The sequence below is a fragment of the Treponema sp. R8-4-B8 genome (assembly GCF_054786175.1).
In genome coordinates, this window is record NZ_BDHE01000486.1 from 35,878 (window position 1) to 58,303 (window position 22,426).

Genomic DNA, 22,426 nt, shown 5'->3' on the forward strand with positions numbered 1-22,426 from the left:
ATAAATTAATAGGGGGCTAGACATGAAACGAATATTTTATACTTTTTTTGTTGTTTTTTTGATGATTTTTTCTTCAACTGGTATTTTTGCCCAACAAAAGTACGCTCTTGTTATCGGCAATGGGGGTTATACCGGTTCTGGAATGACAAAACTCGCTAATCCTGTAAACGACGCCAACGATGTGGCCGCCGCCTTGCAGGGGCTTGGTTTTACCGTGGACAAAGTTCTTGACGCGACTCTTGACCAAATGGAAAGCGCAATTATGCGGCTTAAAAACCGCCTTTCGGTCTCAAACGACGCTTACGGTTTTTTCTTTTACGCGGGCCACGGAGTGCAATCCGGCGGAGAGAACTATTTAATTCCTGTCGGGGCGAATATACCCAGCGAAAACTCCCTGCGCGACAGGGCGGTTTCCGTCCAATGGGCGTTGGCTGAACTTAACGAAGCGAATAACGCGCTCAATGTGGTAGTGCTGGACGCTTGCCGTGACAATCCCTTCGCGTGGAAAAGGAGCGGCACAAGGGGGCTTTCCGTAGTGAGCAACCAGCCAGCGGACAGCATTATCGTGTTTGCCACAAGCGCTGGTTCCACCGCCGCGGACGGAGTAGGCAGAAACGGTCTTTTTACCACCTACCTTTTGAACAATTTAAAAACGCCGGGACTCGCGGTAGATGAAGTATTTAAACGCACCGGCGCGGATGTGGCGCGCGCGAGCAACAGGACGCAGATACCTGCCGTATACAACCAATTTTTTGATACCGCGTATTTTGGAAGCAAACCGCAAGTCGCCGCGGCAACGCAACCATCTGCTTCAACGCCGGCAACGCAACCCGCTGCGACAACGCCGGCAGTAACGCAACCCGCTCCCGCTTCCACGCCTGCCGCGCAAACAAGTTCAACGTCAAATTCCAATGAATTTATTTCAAGAACCGCGGGATGGGGAGTAAATTGTGACGATAAGTCAAGTTCATCTTATAGTATTGAAAAAGAACAAATTGACGGCAGAGAATGGGATGTTTTAACTGTTAATATAAATCTTGCCGCAGGAAAACCAAGATGGGCAGGCGTTTTAAATTATAATAATAATTTTGTTCTGAAATTAAAAAACGCCAACGGGGCGCGTTTTAAAGTATTGGGCGATGGAAAAAAATGGCTGGTCTATTTAGCGTTAAGTACTGTTACGGACAGCGCCTTTCATAGAATGACAATATCAACCCAAAACGGAAGAGTTACCGCCGTTGATGTTCCTTTCCGTAATTTAAAACAACCCGATTGGGGAAAGAAAATAGAGTTTAATAAATATTTTGTAACAGGAATTGCGATTGAAAGACAAGATAATATGGACGGAACCGGCCTATCTTTCATTAAAATCTTTGATTTTGAGTTTTATTAAACAGGAGTAATAAAAGGAGACAAATTTTATAAATACCCCTTGACATTATTCATAAATAAGTGATAATAATGCTATATAGCATAATTAATTTACAGGGGATAGACATGAGACGGATATTTCTTGCTTATTGGGCCGTTTTCTTCGCTATTTTGTCTTATACGGGATTATACGCGCAGGATCGGGGGCTTTTGGTTGTCGCCGCGGAGAATTTGGGAACGTCTGCGGCAATAGGTAAACAGTACGCGTTGTTTATTGCCATAGACGCTTACCGCTCATGGCCGGCGTTGAAAAAACCTGTGGCGGACGCGCGTGAAATTCGGGATATATTAAAACAGCAGTATTATATTGACGAAGTAATAGAACTCTATAACCAACAGGCGACTAGGGCGAATATTACAAAAACCTTCGTGGATTTACAGACCAAACTTGACATACATGATTCCTTATTTATTTACTATGCCGGACACGGACACTTGGATGAAGGATCGGGGATCGGGTTTTGGATTCCCGTTGACGGTGGAACCGACGTATATTCTATGGAAAACTGGCTGCCCAACAGTCAGATACGCGGTTATATTTCCCGCTTTAAAACTATCCATGTATTTATGGTTTCAGATTCCTGTTTTTCCGGTGACATTCTCAATACCAGCCGCTCTTCTCTGCCGCAAATTGACAATGCCTATTACCGCAAGGCTTACGCGCTTACCAGCCGCCAAGTGCTGACTTCCGGTTCCAGTGAAACAGTACCCGACCAGTCTGAATTCTCAGAAGCGATAAAGAACTGTTTGCGTAAAAACACTGCCCCTTTACTGGATCCATTCGGCATATACAACGACGTGCGGCTTTCCGTGCGGAGTACCACTCCATTATACGGAACGTTAAACGCCGCTAACCATCAGGAGGGGGCGACTTTTATTTTTTTCAGGAGGCAGACCGCGTAGCCAACAGCGGCAACACAATCGCAAACAACAGCGCCAACCCAATCGCAGCCAACCGTAACGGGCGGTAGCATTACCATAGAATCTGAAATTGCCGGAGAGATAATTATAGACGGACAAGGGACGGGTAGGAGAATAAAAGCTGGCGGAAGCGTAACCATAAGCAATGTCAGCACTGGATACACCGAAGTAGCGGTAAAAGACAGCGACGGCAAAATTACCAAAGCGTCCCAGACGGTAATGGTAAGGCAGGGGCAGACTGTTAAAGCTGTAATTGAACGCCCTATACCAGCTGGCATGGTATACATACAAGGCGGAACTTTCAAGATGGGCAGTCCCGCAAATGAGCCAAGCCGTGATAGTAATGAAGGCCCACAGCATCAGGTAACGGTAAGCGGTTTTTATATGGGGAAGTACGAGGTAACGGTAGGTGAATTTCGCCGTTTTATCAACGCGACAGGATACCGTACTGATGCTGAAAAAGATGGATGGGGCGGTTTTATTTTAGAAGACTATAATTGGGAAAATAAATCGGACGCGAACTGGAAGAATCCATATTTCAGTCAAGAAGAAAATCATCCGGTGGTACTGGTAAGTTGGAATGACGCTATACAGTATTGCAACTGGTTAAGCGCACAGGAAAAATTAACGCCCGCATATACGATAAATGGAAACAATGTAACATTGAATAAAAACGCCAACGGCTACCGGTTGCCTACGGAAGCTGAATGGGAATACGCCTGTAGAGCGGGGACAACTACCGCATATAATACCGGAACGGTCATAAACGATAACACCGGTTGGTACTCCGCAAACAGCGATAGTAAGACTCACCCTGTAGGACAAAAGCTCGCCAATGCGTGGGGATTGTATGATATGCACGGGAACGTATGGGAGTGGTGTTGGGACTGGTATGACAATTATTCAAGCGGGTCGCAAACCGATCCTATGGGGGCGTCCTCTGGGACTGACCGTGTGGATCGTGGCGGGGGTTGGGCAAACGGCACCGGGTACATGCGTTCAGCTAGTCGGTACAAAGGCTCCCCGAACACCCAGAGCAGTGGACTTGGCTTCCGGCTTGTGCGTTCCAATTAGGGAAGTAGTTAGTGGGTAGTGATTAGATAGCAGAAAGCAATAACCGCCGCATAAGCGGTGAGCAAAAAAATGAGAGGCAAAAAAATGAAGAGGCGTTATGTAAAATATTTTCACCTAACAATTTTTATTCTTATAACGATCTTTTCTGCTTGTAAAAAGAACGAAAATTCTTCTTCAACCACACAAGAAGAAAATATCGGTAACATTACTTCAAACTCAGATGAACAACAGAAAGTTATAAAATCCGGTACGGATAGCGCGGCAAAAGAAACTGCGGTAACCAAAACTGATGTTGTAAATACGGCGAATAATGCCGAGGAAACCACGAGCCAAACCGCGCAATCATCGCCTGATGTTCAAGCAGCGGATCAACCTGAAAGTAAAATCCCTGTTGGTTTCGCGCTGATTAACGGCGGGACGTTTACTATGGGAAGCCCGGCAAGCGAACAGGGGCGTATAAATGAAGAAAGCCCGCAGCATACGGTAACGGTCAGTTCTTTTTACATGGCTAAGTATCCGGTTACGCAGGGGGAATATGAGCGAATTATGGGGAAAAATCCCAGCTATTTTAAAGGGGCTAATTTGCCTGTGGAGCAGGTGGACTGGTTCGACGCGGTAGAGTACTGCAATAAAAAAAGCCAGCATGACGGGCTTAATCCGGCGTATTTAATAGAAAAAACAAAGGACAAATTGACGGTAAAACTGGATCGTAACGCTAACGGTTACCGTCTGCCGACGGAAGCCCAGTGGGAATATGCCTGCCGCGCCGGAACTGTTACGCCATTTAGCACCGGAAGAAGCATCAATACAAATCAGGCGAATTTTACCGGCGCGAATCCTTATGACAGCAACGTGCAGGGAGAAGACAGGCAGAGAACGACGGCAGTGGGAAGTTTCGCGCCTAACCCGTGGGGGTTATACGACATGCACGGGAACGTGTTTGAATGGTGCTGGGACTGGTACGGAGTTTATAAAAGTGACGTGCAGGAAGACCCCGACGGCGCGGCGTCGGGAACAAAACGCGTGTACCGCGGCGGATCATGGATGAGCAATCTGCCGCATTTGCGTTCCGCGTACAGGTATAGCGCTCCTCCTGACGGCGGCGGAGATTCAAGTATCGGATTTAGGCTTGCGTTGGGATTATGAGCGTTTTAATTTTTCAACATTGCCGCGTATGCGGCTGTTAAATAAATTTAAGGAGTTTTACATGAAAGTGAAACAAGCATTGGGCGTGTTGGCGGTAATTCTTATACTGCCTGTATTGTCAGTCTGCGCCGGAGGGCCAAAATCAGGATCGCAGGATTCCAGCGCGAAACAGGCTGGAAAAGTTGATGTTAAATGGGATAATGACGCGGCAGGTTATCTGACGGTTCAGAATGATGTGAACGAAGATTTAATTTTATTCGCGGGAAGCATCAATAACCGAAATATCCTCGGCGGCGTGCGTAAACTATCATCCAGACGCGTTGATTTTTCCAGTAAGCTTATGGAACCAAGCGGGACTTTCCTATTGCGCGCGGTAAAGGAATCAATATACCGCAATAAAGGCAGCGGGCTTAATAGCGATGATATTGTTTTCGCGAGCCTTGTAGTTTTTGATAAAAACGATCCTCGTCCTATCAGCATTAACATTCAAAAGTTTTTAGGCGGTAACGCGGTTATAACTATTCAAAATGATACTAGTATGGCCATGCAGATCCGCATTGACAATCCTACAGGTCCGACGCTGACGACTTTAGCGCCTTTGGAAAGAAATAAAAAAGTTTACATGGATTTTAATCCCGACGGTTATACTTTTTTCCCGGTTTATCAGTATTACGACAGAACAACAATGGGCATACGCAGTATTACCGCAAAGTCATTATTTGACGGAATTCCAATGATGCCAATTATTCCACGCCCGGGCGTTGACGCTCCTGTCGTAAATTTTGATACCACTCCGGCTAATTTATTTTCTCCGTTCGCGACGTTAATCGTAACTAATGAAACCAACAGGGGCGTGTATTTATTGCAGGGATCAAGCCGCAAAACCAATCAAAACGGAACCACTATGATCAACCCGGGTTCGGAAACTTATGAATTAAACCTTCAAAAACAGGCAAGTCTGACAATTGGCGGTTTAAAAATTGACGCCGGTCTTGGTCAGGCGAATGTTATGGATATTCCGGAATATAAATATGAAGCCGAATATACATATCAGGTCCGCATACGGCAGGGAGCGATACCAAAAATCGAAAAGCTTGGTAAATCCGACACCAGCGCTCTGGCTTTAAGCTTGCTCAACGAATAATGAAGATTTTTTTTAATAAGCCGCCGTGTTTTTTACGGCGGCTGTTTTCAGCCTGTTTTGTCATCGTTCTTTCCGCCTGCGTTACAACTGGAAAACAGATAACTGATGATTCTTCCGCGGCGAAAACGGGGATTATAGTTTTTACAAATAAAACAAATTTTACCGTTCATCTGGTCAGAGGTACGGGGCGAATAGACGTTGGCTCTATAAAACCCGGCTCTTCCTTGAATGTTCCAAATACATTCGAGTCTGCGGAAGATTATTATCCGTTGTTTGACGTTCCCCTAACAGGCTCTTATTCCTTATCGCGGCTAAAACCCAAAGACGCGGATTTTTATTATCGAATTGACAATAAAATAGCGCGGCAGGAAATTGAAATACTCGCTCCGCCATTAATTGATAATTCGCTGTCGTATGCCCCGGTATATATTATTTTTACTCATCATAATAATAAAACTGGCGGCGTTTCGTTATCACGTAACGTCAGCCGCAATCAGATGACGGGCATAAATTTTTCTGAGTCAAAAAGCAACATTAATATAAATGAGACAATGATTTTCCGCGAGAATCCGCGTGATTTGCAAAATTTGCGTTTAAATCCGGTTAATATCAGCTTTGGAGAAATGGCATATCAGGCAGGTTTTATTTATTCGTTTGTTTTTGAGGAATCAGGAGTAACCTTGACCGATGCCCGCCCCCTGCACCGCGCGGGGGAAAACGCGTGGGCAAAAATAATACCTAACGCCGCCGGACCGATGCGGCTTGTGACTTCTGATAATGAAATATGCTTATTCGCTTCAACTGATAAAGAGATTATCCGCAATATTTATGATTCTTCAGGTAACGCGAAAGGATCGGTTTCCGCAAGGGATAGTTTTGACATACGCTTTACATCGTCAGCGGGAGACGGTTTTTTTACGGCGGGATTCGAAGAATTGGCAAACGGCGACCACAAGCCAATAGCGCGTATATATGATAAAAACGGCGCTATAAAATCTATTCTTGAGCCTTCCGTTAAAAGGGATTGCAGATCGGCTTATTATACGACTGCCGCTCAAAAGGATAATGTAAATTGGCTGCTTGCAGGCGGCGGCGCTGAAAATTCCACGCAGGGTTACAAGGCCTATGCAAGACAAGTGCGCGATGAAGGTTCACGGTTGACTGTTTTATGGGAATTGACCGGAAGCGATTTTGACGGGAAAGCGTCAGGAGTAAAATGCGGAAACATAACAGCGGCCGTTTACGCTAAAAACAGTTGGATTGTCTCAGGTGAAATTTTAAGTTTTGATTTATTGGGTAATCCAGTTAAAGCTTCATATATCGCCGAAATCAGCAACGACGGCAAAATACAAAAAATAGACGCCTCATTTAAAAATATGACGTTTAACAAAATAGTAACGGATTCAAACGGTTCCTGTTACCTTGCGGGAGACGAACAAATAGGAAATGAAAGTTACGCGATCCTTGTTAAATACGGCCCAAATGTCAAACTGGTCGTTTCCCAGCCCGCTTCCCATTCATATTATCAGGACGCGCTGTTTGACGCTTCTTATAACAGGATTATTCTTACCGGAACATTACGCGCCAAAAATGAAGCAGGAAACGGCGGCGTTCCTTTTATTGACGCGGTAGATGTTGAAAAAGGTTCGCTTCTTTGGCGTGAGGAGCTTTCGGATGCTTTGTTGGATAAGACAGCCCTTGTTACCGCGATTAAACCCGCCCCTGATTATGGTTTTGTAATTACGCTGTCAGGAGTAAATGATTATTATGATAAGCCATATATGATCGCGCGGATAAATTCATACGGAAAACTAATAAAGGAGTTACAAAAATGAAAAAAGGATTATTATTTTTATGTCTGGTTTTTATCTGTATAATGTTTCTTCCAGCCCAGCAAATTGATAATTTAACGCGTGACGCGGTAAATAACCTCGCTTCGCGGCTTAATGTTCTTCTTGAAGTGAGTATAGGAACAATCACGCTGGATGGCACGGAAACTCCAAGTGAGTTTTCCCGCTTGCTTGCAGGAAAAGTTAATCATTACGCTACTAATAACGATTTATTTCGCGTAATAGCGAAGAGCCGCAGTCTTTCGTCAACGCGCCCGGGCGGGCCGCCTAAGGGGACTATTTCCGGTAATTATACCGTAACAGGCGATAATGTGACAGTTACGCTGGAATTAGTTTCAGATTCAAACGGCGTAAGGCTTGCTTCTCAGCAATTTACCCTCTCGTTAGCTGAATTAAAAAAAGCGGGGTATGAAATTCTGCCTGAAAATATAAAATCTCCCCAAGAGGCGAAAGAACAGGAACAAATATTTACGCCGCCGGCTGCCGCTGTTTCAACTTCATCAACTAATACCCCTAATAATCCCGCCTTGATAATCAGGGCATGGCCAAATTCAGATACTAATACTTATATTGACGGCGATGAACTTAAAATTAACCTTGAATCAAGTCAGGATTGTTATTTTAAGGTTTATCATATTGATATTGATAAAAAAATGCAGATGATTTATCCTAACGCTCAAAACACGAATAACTTTTTAAAAGCAAATAATATAAGAATCATTCCTGAAGGCAATACACGCTATAACATAGAGTCGCCTTTTGGGCAGGATACTGTTCTGGTAGTGGCCTCCACGCGGCAGTTTGCCAATATTGAAGCTGAGTATGTGCAAATCAGATCGGCAACTCGCGACGTAGTGTTAAGCGTCAGCCGCGGTTTAGGAGTGCAGACTCAGCAAAGCGGACAGCCATTGGAGACAGTCACCGTAAGTTTTAATTTTACAAGCCTTCCCGGCACTTATTATGATGAAATTTATACTTACGCGAAACCGGCGAATATGACGGAAGCGATACAAAGCATACGTGCTGAAATACAGAAGCAGGGCGGAACTTTTAACGGAAATGAACGGGAAGGTACGTTTAAGGTCAGCGGAACAGAGGGCGTATACAATGTCAGCGGAAATACGGTTACGGTAAAATTACGTTACAGCGGCAACCAGCTTGGTTCGCGAACAAGAAGCGCCGGTTATAATTTTTTAATTGATAAGCCAAAAAATATAAACCAAGCGTTACAGTCGCTGCGTTCCGGCATTGAATCCAGAGGCGGAACTTTTTCCGGCAATTCACAGCAGGGCAATTTCAAAGTCAGCGGTATAGCTGGTCAGTACAGCGTAGCCGACCGTATTACAGTCAGTATCAGCGAAAAACCGGCGCTGATTCCCAATTCTATGATTGAGAAGGAAGTGAGAAATTACTTTGTTGGAAAGTGAAGCAATGAGGAATTAGGAATTAGGAATTAGCAATGAGCAGAAGATGGGGACTTGTCCTTATTAATGGAGGTTTTTTATGAATTTGCCAAAAATATTCAAGTTTTTGTTTATGGCCGTGTTTTCGGTTCTTGCGGTGTCCGCGTGGGCGCAGACGGGAAACCGTTACGCGCTAGTTATCGGCAACAATAGCTATAAGAACGGTATTACAGCGTTATCAACGCCCGTCAATGACGCTACTGACGTTTCGGCTTCTCTAAAAACATTGGGCTATGAAACCGTTTTAAAAACAAATACAACCATCGCCGATCTTGAAGAAGCCATTGATCAATTCTTGATAAAGCTGGATACCAACAGGGAAAGCGAAGGGTTTTTCTGGTTTGCCGGGCATGGCGTAAACATAGCCAATAAACATTACCTGCTTGCCGTTGATGTTGATCCGCGAAATGACAATTCCATTAAAAGAGGTTCATACAGTGTGGATGAACTTGTAGAACGTTTTGACAGGGTTAAAAACAAGGCGAATCTTCTTGTTATAGACGCGTGCCGCAACGATTTTATCCCCGGCTCGCGCGCTGTCAGCGGCAGAGGTTTGGCGGTTGTCGCTTCGGACTCCGTAGTCGGAAATGTAATAGCGTATTCAACAAGAGCGGGACAAACCGCCGACGACGGAAAACCCGGTGACAGGAACAGCCCCTTTTGCGCCGCATTTTTAAGCAATATAGCAACGGCAAAAAGTTTTGACAATCTTTTTATACAAATAGCCAATGACACCAGAACCCGCACAAACGGCAAGCAACTTCCGTATAAGATCGGATATTTTACGGTAGAGGATTACACGATAGCTCCGGTAAGCAAGTCGGCGCAACCGCAAACCGCCGCCACGTCCGCGCAGCCGGTAACTTCGCCCACGCAGCAACCGTCTGTAACAGGCGGCAGCGTTACCGTAGAATCCGAAATTGCCGGGGAAATATTTATTGACGGACAAGGAACTGGCAGGAGAATAAAGGCCGGTGGAACTGAAACCATAAGCAACGTCAGTACCGGAAACACGGAAGTGGCGGTAAAAGACAGCGATGGCGTAATTGTCAAAGCGCCAATCGTTATGGTAAGGCAAGGGCAGACGGTTACGGTAGTCATAGAGCGGCCAATACCAGAAGGGCTTGCCTTTGAGATCGTCGGCGGCAAGAGCGTAACCATTACCAAGTACACAGGAACCGCCGCGACTGTGCATATACCGGAAAAGATTCAAGGTTTGCCGGTAATTGCAATAGGCGCAAATGCGTTCTATGAATGTAAAAACTTAACGAATATAACCATACCATCCTCGGTAACGGCAATAGGTGAAAGGGCGTTCACAAGTAGTGGTTTGATAAATATAACAATACCCCCTTCAATAAAGGTTATTGGAGAATTCACGTTTGCTGCTTGCGATAATTTAACAAGTATAAATATACCATCTTCTGTAACATCTCTTGGTTCTAATGCTGTTAGCGGCGGTGAAAACTTAACCAGTATTACAGTGGACAGCCGTAATTCCGCTTTTATCGGGATTGACGGAGTTCTTTTTGATAAAAATATTAAGAGCCTTGTCCAATACCCGCGCGGGAAAAAAGGGGCATATTCCATACCCTCCTCGGTAACGAATATTGAAGTTGAGGCGTTTTTTTATTGTAAAAGTTTAACAAGCGTAACTATACCATCCTCTGTAACAACTATTAGAAGTTATACATTCTATAATTGCAGTAACTTAACAAGCGTAACCATACCATCCTCTGTTACGAGTATTGGTGATGATGCATTCTCTGGGTGTACTAAACTAACCAGCATGTCTATACCATCCTCTGTAACGAGTATTGGAGAATATGCGTTTAGTTCTTGCGGTATGACCAGTATATCTATACCATCTTCTGTAAAGACTATTGGAGAAGGAGCGTTCAGTTACAGTAAACTAACCAACGTAACTCTTTCACGGAAAACGAAAGTTGGAGAGAAAGCTTTTCCGGAGTCCGCAAGAATAACGTACATTGACTAGGTGTCATAATGGGGATCAGAGACCAGTGAGAAAAAAACTCTCGTCGGCGCCAAGGCGCAATTTATCGGTTATTCCTCACGCAAAGGCGCAAAGACGCGAAGGACGCAAAGGGAAGAAAGAAGGTGTTGTTGTTAGTCAGATTATCGTTGAACAAGATGGATCTTGAATGCTCCAAGCTATGTTTACGAACGACAACTTTGCGTCCTTTGCGCCTTTGCGAGAGAAAATTTGAGAATAATTCTTTATTTCACCGCCTTCCTAAGTTCGGCAACGCAGTCGCGCAGTATTAAGCAAAGGCCATTTATGGAATCTTCGTTAAACCCGGTTTTTTCGCGGGCGTAACCGTAAAATTCAAAAAGGTTTTCCAATACTTCAAGCCTGTCAATAACTCTGCTCACATTATTCCGGTGTTCAATATCCATGTCCTTGCCCCCATACGCTTGGTAATCCGGCAAAAAAGCCGAACTCTTACCACGCCTAATAAAGCGCCCGGGCCTCACGGTTACCGGAGAGTTCGGCTATTACACGATAGCCATGCGCCGTTCAACAGGCCTTATGGCCGTGAAACAGGCATAAAAAATCCGCAAATGTGACGGTTGCGGGCGCCGTTATTAGTTTGGTATATGCAGTATCAGCCTGAAAGAGCGGTTTTGTCAAGGGGGTAAATACCGCGATATCTGAAAATATTAAAACTGTAACGGTAACTTATCTTTAAAAATACTCCGTTACGTGTTGCGGTCTTAATGTAAATACGTGCTTTAACGTGTCCAAATTACCATGAACTTCAAGCCCTTCCCGCCTTGAATACAGAGCGTTTTCAAGAGTCCTGTAACCTGTGACAAGCTGGCTTAAAGTTTGAATGTCGCAGGATAAATCGGCGTTTTTTTTGGTCATCGAGACTTTCGCGTCATCATCCGTGAATTGAACAAGGTACTTTCCGTTGTTAGCTGAAATATTTTTATCCGCGACTTCAATTACATATTCGCCTTCGCCGCAAGGGTGGCGCGTCAGTTCAAGCGCGGCTTTTACATTAATCACCCTTGTCATGTCTCTGGGCTTGGTTTCCTGTTCTATTGAATACGCGTCGCCTATAAAATCAAACGGGTCTATAAATGTGGGCATGAGCCAAATAAAATTCCTATATTGGGCGGAAAGGCCGCCTACTATGCCAAGCGCGCCGTAAAGCCCCTTCTTGTCAATAAAGGCAAGTTCTTTTACCGACATATTATGTTCGCCGTCTTCAAGCAAATGCTGGTATTTGATATAACTTCTGGCCTTCCCGTTTTCATCTTTCCACAAATAAAGGTACGTCCCTGTCGCGCACGGGTCTTCTTCCGTAAAACGTTTCCACGCTCGGTTATCCGGCCAATAATCCCTGAGTATCCCGTGATTTATATTTTCGATATATGCCGAATGAACTTCCGAAAGAAGGGAGGTGTCATCTCCGGGAAGAATATGGATAAACTCCCCATAAGGCTTTATATCGTATAAATCCGATGTTGAAATACTTACTTTATTTCTGTTACACGCGATTTCATAGCCGAACTTGCGGTAGAATTCGTGCGAGAATGGAGCCAGATTAGAAAAGATAACTCCCTTTTCATAAGCCTGCGGCAGAAGATTTTCAAATATGCGCCTGATATGCCCGCCCTTACGCGCTTCGGGCAGAGTTCCAACTCCCCCGATGCCTGACATTTTTACGCTGTGTCCGTCAAAACGCATAAGGTATTCAATCTCGAACATTCCGGCAAGAAGTTTTTTCCCGTCAAAAACGCCCCATGCCCAATTTGCCGGATGTTCCAGCGAATAGATTTTTTGATTTTCTTCTTTTGTATAATCTTTTCGTTGATTATAAACGATAGTATGCAATCTGTATAACTGAAGCATCTCTTCAGATATAAGTCTTCGAATTTCGGTCATATTTGCCCCTGTTTTGGTTTTTTGTAGCATTATTATATATTATAATATGGAAAAAACGCCAAGATTGAGTATAAAATGGCTATAGGATATTGTCAATTATCGTTTTATGTAGACTGTTTTTATTATTTATGCTATTATTAAAGTAATGAGTAAATCAAAATCATTTGTAGTTGACCAGAAAGTGGTTTACCCAAGTCAGGGAGTCGGGGTAATAAAGTCCATAATTCAAAAAAAGTTTAAAGATTCAAAAATACCTTATTACATAATTTATCTTGAAGTTACGGATATGACGATAATGGTCCCGGTTGATAAAGCCGCGGGGCTTGGGATTCGTCCTACCGTTTCAAGAGATGAGGCGAATAAGGCGCTTGATTTATTAAGCGAGGACTACGATCCTATTCCCACTGACTGGAAGATGCGTTATCAGATGAATCTTGAACTTTTAAAGAAGGGAAGCATCAGGGATATAGCGAGTATTGTCCGTTCATTGTACCACCGCAGCAAGGTTAAAGAACTGCCTATTCAGGAGCGAAAACTTTTTGACTCCGCGATGAGATTGCTGGAAGATGAAATTACGATTTCGCTTAAAAAAACCAAAGAGGACGTTCAGAGCTTGATTTTAGAGCGTCTGGAAGTTGAATAACTATGGATGCCGCGTTAAACATAGCGGTAGTTATCTGTGCCGCCGGCGCGTCTTCAAGAATGAAACTAAAGGATTCACCGGCGCGTAAAAAAGAGTATCAGAAATTGAGTAATGGAAATACGGCGCTTGGAAACGCGGTAACCGCTTTTGCCTGTGTCCCGTCCGTGCGGGTAATTGTAATTTCCGTCCCCGAAAACGGCGAGAATGCCGCCCGCGCCGCGTTACCCGCGAATTTATTAGAAAGTCAAAAACCAAAAATCCTTTTTGTTACAGGCGGCAATACGCGCCAACGATCAGTCTTTAACGCTCTTTCCGTCCTCGCGGATTTTTCCCCCGATTACGCGCTAATCCATGACGGCGCGAGACCGTGGGTCAGCCCTTCGCTTATAGAAAATATTATCGCGGCGGTAAAAAAACACAACGCCGTCATCCCGCTCCTGCCGCTGATAGATACCCCAAAGGAATGCGAGTCCCCCTTAGAAACGCGGACAGATAACGGCGCGTCCGCCGTGTTTATTAAAACCCACCTGAAACGAACCAATACTGGAATCGCCCAAACTCCGCAGGCTTTTAAGTTTCCTGAAATTCTTGACGCGCATAAACAGGCGGCAAACGTAGAAACGGAAGAATTTACAGACGACGCTGAAATATGGGGCAGATTCAACGGACGAGTAGCCGTTATCTACGGAGAGCCTGAGAATAAAAAAATAACTTTCCCAGAGGATTTAATTTGAAAAAAATAATTATCGGATTGCTTATTATTTTTCTCATGTCCTGCGCGCGTAATAAGCCCGCCGAGGATTCCAATACTATAGTGTGGTACGGCGCGTACCCAATGGCGATTTTACAGCCCGGAAAACACCCGCTCTGGTTTCAACTGACGGACGAAGGCCCCGTTCATATTGAAACAATTGAAGACGCCGCTTTTTCAGTCGCGCTTGTTCCGTGGCCTCTCGCGAGCCACATCCGTTTTTTGCATGAAACCGACAATGGGGTAGTGATGGTAGTAAACCTCGACGGTTTTTTAAGACTGGCTCCCGTTAGCGGAAGTACGCAGGATATAGCGATATACCGTTTTTCAGGCGGCGAGTATTGGCGGCAGTATACGGCGGGGGGATTTATTTACTATGAAGGCAATCCCACGGCGCTTCTGTATCTTGACGAGCGTTTCTTGGCTTCCGACGCGCCTCTTCCCAGACAGAGAACATGGTCAATCAATATGAATTCTAACGTTCCATTCCCCGTGGATATTCCATTTTTCGCCCTATTCCCTCCTGAAGACGGCTGGGACATAGACACCCTCCGTCTTGCCGGCGACGGTTTGATTTATTACAGGGCGGCAAAAAGAACAGGCTCTTCCGCTCTTGTGCGAATGTTCCGTACCGCCGACTTCGAGCAGGCTGGCAAAGAAATATCGGTAGATGTTTTTTTTAGCTCCGCCCCCAAAGAAACCGTATTTACACACCCCTCGTTGCCACCGTTACCCGAAGGATTTGTTTATACGGGAATAGGACGGGTAAACGGCAGTTTGTTCGCGTCATGGGAGGAGCAGACGGATTTCAGCATCGGAGCGGCGGGGTTTGTGGTGGTGAAGCCGTGAGTTAGTGAGTAGTGAGTAGTATATAGTATTTAGAATTTCTCTTTCACTATTCACTACCCACTACTCACTACTCACTAACTTAGTTTGCGTGGTAGAATTTCCTTTTAAATTCAGTTAAACTGTCATTATGGAAAAATTAAGGATACTGATTCCCAAGGGAAGAATTTTTGACAATGTAAGCCGACTCTTTTTCGAGGCGGGATTTCCCATCGCGTTGAGCGACCGCACCTACCGCCCCGCGTTGGGAGCGGATTGGCTTGACGCTAAAATCATGAAGCCCCAAAACGTAGGCGAGCTTTTGGAGCTTGGAAGCCACGACGCTGGTTTTACCGGTATTGACTGGATACGCGAAAGCGGCGCGGACGTGCAGGAGGTTTTAGACCTTGGTTTTGACAAAGTGCGTATTGTCGCCGCTGTTCCGCAGGACTATGACGAGGCGAAATTGCGCTCTAAAAAACTGGTTGTTGCCACGGAATATGTCAATCTCGCGCAGCAGTGGTTAAAATCTTCAGGCTATCAATACCGAATTTTACGCACTTATGGCGCGACGGAAGTTTTTCCGCCGGATGACGCGGACATGATTATCGATAACACTTCTTCCGGTCAGACGCTCAAAGACAACGGTTTAAAAATAATCGCGACCTTGCTTGAATCTTCCACGCGCTTTGTCGCGTCAAAAGCCGCTCTTGCCGACGCGGAGAAAAAACGCGGAATTGACGAGCTTGCCATGCTTTTTAGCGCCGTCCTTGACGGGCGTGATCGCGTAATGCTTGAAATGAATATTCCCAAAGAGCAGTTTGAATCTTTGGCAAGCCTTCCCGCGATGCGAAGTCCCACGGTCGCCCCGCTTTATGGTGACGCCGGTTTCGCGGTAAAAATTGCCGTTAAAAAACATGAGGTTCCCGATATTATTCCGAAACTGAAAAAACTTGGCGCGATTGATATTGTGGAGTACGATTTACGGAAAGTGGTGTTGTGACAGTGAGAAGTGAGAAGTGAGAAGTGAGCAGTGAGCAGTGAGCAGTGAGCAATTAGCAATTAGCAATGAACAATTAGCGATGAATAGGGGGTGGGAAGATGAATAGGATGGCGGAGATTGAGAGAAAAACTAAAGAGACTGAAATATTTATCAAATTGAATGTTGATGGGAAAGGTGCGGGTAAGTTTGATTATCCGTTGGGATTTATGGGGCACATGCTTAATACTTTTGCGCGTCACGGGTTATTCGACATTGAAATACGCGCGAAAGGAGACCTTGAAGTTGATCAGCATCATCTTGTCGAGGATACGGGGATTGTTCTTGGCCAGTGTTTCGCTAAGGCGTTAGGTGACAAACGGGGCATTATTCGAAGCGGGAGCTGTCTTTTTCCTATGGATGAATGTCTTGCCCGCGCAGCTGTTGACTTGAGCGGCAGGCCTTTTCTGTTTTTTGACGGACAACTTGCGGGTTCCCCTATAATTTCAACGGAAGGCGGGAAAGAATATAAGTTTCAAACCGACGTAATCGAGGATTTTTGGCAGGGGTTTGTAAGCGCGGCGGGCTGTAATCTGCATTTGGAGGTTCTTCGCGGCAGAAGCGATCACCACAAGATTGAAGCTTTATTTAAAGCCGCCGCCCGCTCCCTGCGCGCCGCCTGTGAAATTGACGAGAGGGCAAAAGATTCAATCCCGTCAACCAAGGGATCCCTGTTTGATTCTCCCGGAGTATACGTGTGTTAGGCGTAATTGACTACGGCGCGGGAAATCTTGGCTCTGTTATGAACGCCCTTAAGCGGCTTTCTATTCCCGCGCGGTTCGCGGCTGGGCCGCAGGAACTATCGCTTTCAACTTCACCGTTTGAGAAAATTATTTTCCCAGGAGACGGGCATTTCGCTACAGCAATGGAGTCGATTAACAAGTCAGGTTACGCGCAGGCGTTATGTGAATGGATAAAAGCGGACAAACCCTTTTTGGGAATCTGTATCGGTTTGCAGTTGTTATTTGAAACTTCGCAAGAGGCCCCGCCTGTTGACGGCAGGGAAGTGAAGGGGCTTTCGGTAATTCCGGGAACTGTGCGGCGTTTTCCCGGACGCAAGGTCCCGCAAATTGGCTGGAATCAGACAAACGCGCGAAAAGAATCAAAAATCTTCCGAGGTTTAACCGATAACAGTTTTTTCTACTATATACATTCATACTACGCCGACCCCGCAGACGATTCAGTAACCGCCGCGCAAACCGAATACTATGTCCGCTACTGCTGCGCCGTTGAGCGCGGAGCGTTAGCCGCGGTGCAATTTCACCCGGAAAAATCCGGCGCCGCGGGGCTTGCCCTTTTGCGAAATTGGGCGGAGGGATAAATGCAGGCAAAACGTATAATTCCATGCCTTGACGTTGACGATGGAAGGGTAGTGAAGGGCGTAAAATTTAAAGGCATACAAGACGCTGGCGACCCAAGAGAACTTGCCCGCCGATACAACGATGACGGCGCGGACGAACTCACTTTCCTTGACATTGGCGCTTCTTACAAAAGCCGCGCCACATTACTGGACGTTGTGCGTAAAGTAGCCGCCGAAGTTTTCATCCCCCTGTGCGTCGGCGGCGGCATCCGCGTAATTGACGACATGCGCGACGCGATGAACTCAGGCGCGGACAAAGTTTCAGTCTGCACTTCCGCCCTCAGCCGCCCCGAATTGTTACGCGAAATGGCGAACGCCTACGGCAGCCAGTGTGTCGTGCTTTCGATAGACGCGAAACGCGTCGAAGGCGGCGGCTCTCTGCGCTGGCACGCCTATTCCCACGGCGGCAGAACCGACACGGGTATTGACGCTATCGAATGGGCAATCCGCGCCGTAGAACTTGGCGCTGGAGAAATATTACTCAACTCAATTGACGCTGACGGCACTGGCGGCGGCTACGATTTGGAACTTACCCGCCGAATACTCAACGCCGTTCCCGTCCCCGTAATCGCCTCAGGCGGCGCAGGGACGCTTGATCAAATAGCGGAAGTTTTGCTCAGTACCGCTTCGGCGGAAGCGCCGCAAGGACTCGCGCCCGAAGAAACGCCGGGAGCGGACGCCGCGCTGGTAGCGTCGCTTTTACATTTTGGGAAAACGACTATTGGGGAGATTAAAAAATGCGCTGAGGGGAAGGGCGTTTGCGTGAGGTGGTAGCGCGAAAGAAAAAAGTGTCAAATGCAGAAATTTATCTATAAAATTTCACACAAAGATCACGAAGAAACAAAGATCACAAAGAAGAGCCAGAGATCATTGAATTATTATTAAAAACATGGTATATTATTATATATTCAGGGAGTATACAATGAAAAAATTTGCTATTCTTATTACATTGGTGTTTTTCCTTACTGCGGGACTTTTCGCCCAACAGAAATACGCTCTTGTCATCGGTAACGGGGCTTATACTAATATTACAAAGCTCAACAATCCTGTGAATGACGCTAACGACATAGCTGCCGCCCTTCAGGGGCTTGGATTTACTGTGGAGAAGGTGCTGAACGGGAACTTGTCCCAAATGGAAAACGGGATTGTGAACCTTAAAAAAAAGCTGAAGGGGTCGAAAAATTCTTATGGCTTTTTCTTTTACGCGGGGCACGGGGTGCAGTCCAATGGAGAGAATTACCTGATACCCGTTGACGCTAATATTCAAAGTGAAAGTTTTCTCCGCAGACAGGCGATTTCCGTGCAGGAAATGCTTGACGAACTGAACGAAGCGGGAAACGAATTGAATGTGGTAGTCCTTGACGCGTGCAGAGACAACCCCTTTCCATGGAAGCGCTCCGGCAGCCGTGGTTTGCAAGTTGTAAACAACCAGCCAGCTGACAGCATCATCGTATACGCGACAAGCGCCGGTTCCACCGCATCTGACGGCGTAGGCAGGAACGGTCTTTTTACCGGCCATTTACTGGAACGCCTAAAAACCCCCGGCATTGAAGTAGCCGAAGTCTTCCGTCTTACAATGGGCGACGTAGTCCGTGCCAGCGGCAGCCAACAGCGCCCTGCTGTCTATAACCAGTTTGCGGGTCAAGCCTACCTCGGCGGCAAGCCGCAAGTAGCGACAACGACGACAACCACTCAACCGCAACAGACTACTACGCAACCTGTACAAACCACACAGCCGCAACAGACTGCTACGCAGCCAGCGCAAACTACTCAGCCGCAGCAAACTGCTACACAGCCTGCGCAAACCACGCAATCAGCCGCCGCACAGCAACCAGCGTCCATCCCTGCCGGCATGGTATTCATACAAGGCGGAACCTTCACAATGGGCAGTCCCACCAATGAGCCAGGCCGTAGTAGTTATGAAGTTCAACATCAGGTGACGGTGAGCAGTTTTTACATGGGGAAGTATGAGGTTACGCAGAAGGAATATAAGGAAATAATGGGGACAAATCCTAGTAATTTTAAAGGTGACAATCTGCCTGTGGAACAAGTAAGCTGGTATGACGCGATAGAGTACTGCAACAAGAGGAGCCAGAAGGAGGGATTAACTCCTGCGTATACCAGAAATGGTTATAACGTAACATGGAATAAGAACGCCAACGGTTACCGTCTGCCTACGGAGGCTGAATGGGAATACGCCTGCAGGGCGGGGACTACAACGCCGTTCAGTACCGGGAACAACGTCACAACAAGTCAGGCGAATTACGATGGGAACTATCCATAATAATAATAACGCGAAAGGAAATTACAGGAAAAAGACAATGGCAGTGGGAAGTTTTTCGCCAAACACGTGGGGATTGTACGATATGCACGGGAACGTGTATGAGTGGTGCTGGGACTGGTTTGGCGATTATACAAGTGGGTCGCAGACCGATCCTATGGGAGCGGCTACCGGCGCTTACCGCATGTTACGCGGCGGGGGCTGGGACTTTTCAGCCGGGAACCTGCGTTCCGCGTGCCGGAGCTACTACGGCTACCCGAGCAGCCGGGGCGGCAGCATCGGCTTCCGGCTTGTCCGCCCCTAGTTTAACAGGCCAAGTAAGGAGCGAAATGCCCGAGCCGTAGCGAACGGAGTGAGCGGAGGCGTGGGCATGGAGCGGAGTGCGAAAGAAGAAAGAAAAATGAAGAGAGAAAAAAGTTAAAGAAGTTTCCTTCTTGCTTTTTTCTCTTTTCACTCTTCTTTTTTCTTTTGTATAGCCTACATATTGTATATTATATCTTGCCTTTTTTTTTATCAGAATGTATAGTCTAATTATGGACGTTGTTATCAAATATGCAAAATCGGCGTTCAAGCATGGTTATACGGATGCGGATGTTCGATGGGCGTTCAAAACCAAAAAATATGATGCTGTTTTTGAGGAAGAAGGCGCAGTGGACAAACATTTGATAATTGGTTTTGACCGCAACGCTAATCTTATTGAGATTTTATACAACGAACTGGATGAAGACACAGTGCGAGTGTTTCATGTCATGCCGTGCCGAAACGCTTTTATTGCGCTATTATATCATTAGGAGGATATATGCCGGACTTAACAGAGGAAGAGTATGAAGCTCTTGATGAATACTGGACGAAGAACACACCTAAAGTTGGTCCAAACGGAACTGGTTTTGTCAGCCGCCGTGAGGCCCGGCTTTTTGGACTTGATGAGCTTTCCGCAGACTACCTTTTAACGAAAGCAATAGCCGATCACAAAACTCCGGCACAAATAATCAGCGAAATGGTACGGGAGAGGCTTGCAGCCGCAGTATAGAACACGCGGCGTAACCGACACCACTTTTTCCTTATCTTGATTTATTTCAACAAACTCTTGTCATCGTCCTGACGGCAATCCTGAATGTCGTCTACAAATACAGTATCATTGATAACTTGATAAACAATCCGATAACGGCCATAAGATAATTTGTATCGATACTTCCCAGGTTCTATATAGGGTCTGTCCAAATATGGATTTATCTGAGGGTTGGTTTCAAGTAATTTTATATCCTCGATAAGTTTGTCAAGTAATTTATATGCGGCATTCTCGCTGACTCTTGCAAGAAATTCAAAATGCCCGGCCATTCTATCATTTGCCGCAGGTGCCACACGAATATTGTATTTCTTCATTTTTTCTTTGTTTCAATAGCCTTTCGCATATTTTGTTCAAATTCATTAAGGGTTAAATCTTTTGTCCCTGTCGCACGCGCCATTTCAACTGCGGCCAAACGCTGAGCCAAAGCCAGGTCTTCTTCCCTGCGATTGTATGATTCAATATCCATAATGACCATATCACCTTTGCCGTTCCTTGTTAAAAAGACAGGTACTTTTTGCGTCCGGCATATTTCCGCGACAGAGTTATAATTCTTGCGAATGTCGCTTGACGGTTTAATTATAGCTGTCATATTCGTCCCCTTATAATAGTCATATTATATACCTAATTATATCTCAAATATGGGTATTCGTCAATTCAATACAATACACCCCCTCTTCCCCCCTTTGTGTTCTTCTCTTCCTTTGTGATCTTGGTGTGAGGTCTTCCCAAAAATTTTAAGAATACCTCTCAAGAAACCGCTTTAATCTCTCACTGGAAGGATTATCAAGAAGTTCAGGCCGTCCGTATTCGACAATAACGCCTTCGTCCATAAAAAGTACCGTGTCGGCAACCTGACGCGCGAATTGCATTTCGTGGGTAACAATTATCATCGTCGTGTTTTTCTCCGCAAGAGCGCGGATTACTTTTAACACTTCTCCTGTTAATTCTGGATCAAGGGCGGAAGTCGGCTCGTCAAAACATAAAATATCGGGTTTTAAAGCCAACGCCCTTGCGATGGCGACGCGCTGCTGCTGGCCGCCCGATAGCTGGTGGGGATATAAATCGCGTTTCGCGGATAAACCCATTTGTTCAAGAAGAACCATGCCCTCTTTGCGTATTTCTTCGATAATGGTTTTTCTGTTTTTTTTGTAATCCGCTCTTTTTTTCGCTTCCAACTCGCGGGCAAGCGTTATGTTTTCAAAGGCGGTGTATTGTGGAAACAAATTGAACGCCTGAAATACAAGCCCGAAATGACGGCGTTTTTGCCTTATCTCGGACTCGTCCCAATGGGAATGGCCTTTGCAGTCTATCAGCGTTTCCCCGCGAACTATGACGCTGCCAAAGTCGGGCTTTTCCAAAAAATTCAAACAGCGCAAGAGAGTTGTTTTTCCACTGCCTGAAGATCCGATAATGGCGAGAACTTCGCCCTCGTCAAGCGAAAAACTGATGTTATTCAAAACTTCGGATGAGCCAAAACGTTTGGCGATGTTATACGCTTCAAGAATTGCCATTT

25 protein-coding genes are annotated in these 22,426 nt (G+C 45.8%); 19 read left to right on the top strand and 6 right to left on the bottom strand.

The genetic code is table 11. The features are described from left to right. Window positions 1–22: 22 nt before the first annotated feature. Window positions 23–1,393 carry a caspase family protein gene (locus ACYVRA_RS12630; RefSeq protein WP_461253070.1) on the top strand — a complete coding sequence of 457 codons (1,371 nt, stop codon included), beginning with the start codon at window positions 23–25 and terminating at the stop codon, window positions 1,391–1,393. A 104-nt stretch (window positions 1,394–1,497) separates the two neighbouring features. After that, the gene (locus ACYVRA_RS12635; RefSeq protein ID WP_461253071.1) at window positions 1,498–2,334 is read left to right on the top strand and encodes a caspase family protein; all 837 of its coding nucleotides are present in this window, start codon (window positions 1,498–1,500) and stop codon (window positions 2,332–2,334) included. Here ACYVRA_RS12635 and ACYVRA_RS12640 read toward each other — a convergent pair. Further along, complete coding sequence (locus ACYVRA_RS12640; protein WP_461253072.1) at window positions 2,289–2,630, bottom strand: hypothetical protein; 342 nt, start codon at window positions 2,628–2,630, stop codon at window positions 2,289–2,291. The two genes, ACYVRA_RS12635 and ACYVRA_RS12640, sit on opposite strands and share 46 nt — an antisense overlap. On the opposite strand from ACYVRA_RS12640, the gene ACYVRA_RS12645 reads away from it, so the two are divergent. From ACYVRA_RS12645 to ACYVRA_RS12670, 6 genes are all read left to right on the top strand, one after another. Beyond that, a complete protein-coding gene (locus ACYVRA_RS12645; RefSeq protein WP_461253073.1) occupies window positions 2,629–3,426 on the top strand; it encodes a formylglycine-generating enzyme family protein in 798 nt (265 codons plus the stop codon). The two genes, ACYVRA_RS12640 and ACYVRA_RS12645, sit on opposite strands and share 2 nt — an antisense overlap. 84 nt (window positions 3,427–3,510) lie before the next feature. Beyond that, window positions 3,511–4,572, top strand: coding sequence for a formylglycine-generating enzyme family protein (locus ACYVRA_RS12650; protein ID WP_461253074.1), 1,062 nt, complete (start codon window positions 3,511–3,513; stop codon window positions 4,570–4,572). Between the two features lie 61 nt (window positions 4,573–4,633). Next, entirely contained in the window at window positions 4,634–5,716 is a 1,083-nt protein-coding gene (locus ACYVRA_RS12655) for a hypothetical protein (RefSeq protein ID WP_461253075.1), read from the top strand. After that, a complete protein-coding gene (locus ACYVRA_RS12660; RefSeq protein WP_461253076.1) occupies window positions 5,716–7,551 on the top strand; it encodes a hypothetical protein in 1,836 nt (611 codons plus the stop codon). The genes ACYVRA_RS12655 and ACYVRA_RS12660 overlap by 1 nt, the downstream gene beginning before the upstream one ends. Then, on the top strand, window positions 7,548–8,993 hold the full coding sequence (locus ACYVRA_RS12665) for a DUF4384 domain-containing protein (RefSeq protein WP_461253077.1): 1,446 nt from the start codon (window positions 7,548–7,550) through the stop codon (window positions 8,991–8,993). The genes ACYVRA_RS12660 and ACYVRA_RS12665 overlap by 4 nt, the downstream gene beginning before the upstream one ends. 76 nt (window positions 8,994–9,069) lie before the next feature. Continuing rightward, window positions 9,070–11,025 carry a leucine-rich repeat protein gene (locus ACYVRA_RS12670; RefSeq protein WP_461253078.1) on the top strand — a complete coding sequence of 652 codons (1,956 nt, stop codon included), beginning with the start codon at window positions 9,070–9,072 and terminating at the stop codon, window positions 11,023–11,025. 242 nt (window positions 11,026–11,267) lie between these two features. Here ACYVRA_RS12670 and ACYVRA_RS12675 read toward each other — a convergent pair whose 3' ends face one another. Beyond that, window positions 11,268–11,447 (bottom strand): hypothetical protein, encoded by a 180-nt coding sequence (locus tag ACYVRA_RS12675; protein WP_461253079.1) that lies wholly within the window; start codon window positions 11,445–11,447, stop codon window positions 11,268–11,270. A 289-nt stretch (window positions 11,448–11,736) separates the two neighbouring features. Continuing rightward, complete coding sequence (locus tag ACYVRA_RS12680) at window positions 11,737–12,945, bottom strand: GNAT family N-acetyltransferase (RefSeq protein WP_461253080.1); 1,209 nt, start codon at window positions 12,943–12,945, stop codon at window positions 11,737–11,739. A 145-nt stretch (window positions 12,946–13,090) separates the two neighbouring features. Between ACYVRA_RS12680 and ACYVRA_RS12685 the strand changes: the two genes are divergently transcribed. The 11 genes from ACYVRA_RS12685 to ACYVRA_RS12735 all read left to right on the top strand — a co-directional run bounded on the left by ACYVRA_RS12685 (window position 13,091) and on the right by ACYVRA_RS12735 (window position 20,874). Further along, window positions 13,091–13,588 carry a CarD family transcriptional regulator gene (locus ACYVRA_RS12685; RefSeq protein WP_461253081.1) on the top strand — a complete coding sequence of 166 codons (498 nt, stop codon included), beginning with the start codon at window positions 13,091–13,093 and terminating at the stop codon, window positions 13,586–13,588. Window positions 13,589–13,590: 2 nt separating this feature from the next. After that, window positions 13,591–14,322, top strand: coding sequence for an IspD/TarI family cytidylyltransferase (locus ACYVRA_RS12690; protein ID WP_461253082.1), 732 nt, complete (start codon window positions 13,591–13,593; stop codon window positions 14,320–14,322). After that, entirely contained in the window at window positions 14,319–15,188 is an 870-nt protein-coding gene (locus tag ACYVRA_RS12695; protein WP_461253083.1) for a hypothetical protein, read from the top strand. The genes ACYVRA_RS12690 and ACYVRA_RS12695 overlap by 4 nt, the downstream gene beginning before the upstream one ends. Window positions 15,189–15,315: 127 nt before the next feature. Continuing rightward, window positions 15,316–16,167: an ATP phosphoribosyltransferase gene (gene hisG, locus ACYVRA_RS12700; protein ID WP_461253084.1), complete on the top strand. Its 852-nt coding sequence runs from the start codon at window positions 15,316–15,318 to the stop codon at window positions 16,165–16,167. A gap of 98 nt (window positions 16,168–16,265) precedes the next feature. Continuing rightward, a complete protein-coding gene (gene hisB, locus ACYVRA_RS12705) occupies window positions 16,266–16,907 on the top strand; it encodes an imidazoleglycerol-phosphate dehydratase HisB (protein ID WP_461253085.1) in 642 nt (213 codons plus the stop codon). Further along, entirely contained in the window at window positions 16,901–17,524 is a 624-nt protein-coding gene (gene hisH / locus ACYVRA_RS12710) for an imidazole glycerol phosphate synthase subunit HisH (protein ID WP_461253086.1), read from the top strand. The genes hisB and hisH overlap by 7 nt, the downstream gene beginning before the upstream one ends. Further along, window positions 17,525–18,337, top strand: a complete 813-nt coding sequence (hisF, locus tag ACYVRA_RS12715; RefSeq protein ID WP_461253087.1) for an imidazole glycerol phosphate synthase subunit HisF — start codon at window positions 17,525–17,527, stop codon at window positions 18,335–18,337. A 148-nt stretch (window positions 18,338–18,485) separates the two neighbouring features. Further along, window positions 18,486–19,847, top strand: a complete 1,362-nt coding sequence (locus ACYVRA_RS12720) for a caspase family protein (RefSeq protein ID WP_461253088.1) — start codon at window positions 18,486–18,488, stop codon at window positions 19,845–19,847. Further along, on the top strand, window positions 19,831–20,148 hold the full coding sequence (locus tag ACYVRA_RS12725; protein ID WP_461253089.1) for a formylglycine-generating enzyme family protein: 318 nt from the start codon (window positions 19,831–19,833) through the stop codon (window positions 20,146–20,148). Before ACYVRA_RS12720 ends, ACYVRA_RS12725 begins: the two co-directional genes overlap by 17 nt. Before the next feature lie 229 nt (window positions 20,149–20,377). Then, window positions 20,378–20,635: a hypothetical protein gene (locus ACYVRA_RS12730; protein ID WP_461253090.1), complete on the top strand. Its 258-nt coding sequence runs from the start codon at window positions 20,378–20,380 to the stop codon at window positions 20,633–20,635. An 8-nt stretch (window positions 20,636–20,643) separates the two neighbouring features. Beyond that, window positions 20,644–20,874 (top strand): hypothetical protein, encoded by a 231-nt coding sequence (locus ACYVRA_RS12735; RefSeq protein WP_461253091.1) that lies wholly within the window; start codon window positions 20,644–20,646, stop codon window positions 20,872–20,874. A gap of 41 nt (window positions 20,875–20,915) precedes the next feature. Here the strand turns inward: ACYVRA_RS12735 and ACYVRA_RS12740 are convergent, their stop codons facing one another. From ACYVRA_RS12740 to ACYVRA_RS12750, 3 genes are all read right to left on the bottom strand, one after another. After that, complete coding sequence (locus tag ACYVRA_RS12740) at window positions 20,916–21,227, bottom strand: type II toxin-antitoxin system RelE/ParE family toxin (RefSeq protein WP_461253092.1); 312 nt, start codon at window positions 21,225–21,227, stop codon at window positions 20,916–20,918. Continuing rightward, on the bottom strand, window positions 21,224–21,502 hold the full coding sequence (locus ACYVRA_RS12745; protein WP_461253093.1) for a type II toxin-antitoxin system Phd/YefM family antitoxin: 279 nt from the start codon (window positions 21,500–21,502) through the stop codon (window positions 21,224–21,226). Before ACYVRA_RS12745 ends, ACYVRA_RS12740 begins: the two co-directional genes overlap by 4 nt. Window positions 21,503–21,647: 145 nt before the next feature. After that, window positions 21,648–22,424, bottom strand: coding sequence for an amino acid ABC transporter ATP-binding protein (locus ACYVRA_RS12750; RefSeq protein ID WP_461253094.1), 777 nt, complete (start codon window positions 22,422–22,424; stop codon window positions 21,648–21,650). Window positions 22,425–22,426: the final 2 nt, after the last annotated feature.